The sequence below is a fragment of the Peptococcaceae bacterium 1198_IL3148 genome, from assembly GCA_036763105.1.
Taxonomy (GTDB): domain Bacteria; phylum Bacillota; class Desulfotomaculia; order Desulfotomaculales; family Desulfohalotomaculaceae; genus JBAIYS01.
In genome coordinates this window covers 1-582 of sequence record JBAIYS010000043.1, presented here as the reverse complement: position 1 = coordinate 582, position 582 = coordinate 1, and the positions used below count along the sequence as shown (strand labels likewise).

Genomic DNA, 582 nt, shown 5'->3' with positions numbered 1-582 from the left:
TCCTTGGGACGCTTGGATCAATACATTTATCCCATGTTTAAAGCCGATATGGAAGCGGGCCGCCTCAACAAACTGGAAGCCTTTGAACTGATGAGTTGTTTCATTATTAAATGTTCCGAAGTGATGTGGTTGTCCAGCGAAGCCGGAGCAAAATATTTTGCCGGCTATCAACCCTTTATCAACTTGACGGTGGGTGGACAGAAGAGAACCGGTGGTGACGCCACCAACGAACTGACTTATCTGATTATGGATGCTGTTCGTTTTACCAAGATGTATCAACCGTCCCTTGCCTGTCGGATTCACAACAATTCACCACAAGAATATATGAAGAAAATTGTGGAGGTTGTGAAAGCAGGGCTTGGCTTCCCCGCCTGTCACTTTGATGATACCCATATAAAAATGATGCTGGCCAAGGGATTCTCCATTGAAGACGCCCGGGATTATTGCCTGATGGGTTGTGTTGAACCGCAAAAATCCGGTCGCATCTATCAGTGGACATCCACCGGTTATACCCAATGGCCCATTGCCATTGAATTTGTTTTAAGACGGGGCATGATGAAGTGGCATGGCACCAAGCAAGGG

The 582-nt window shown here is 46.7% G+C and carries 1 protein-coding gene; it reads left to right on the top strand.

Features of this window, described 5'->3' with window-relative positions; translation table 11 throughout:
- The coding region (locus V6C27_14795) for a pyruvate formate lyase family protein (GenBank protein MEG6617655.1) at positions 1-582 on the top strand (582 nt) is incomplete at both ends.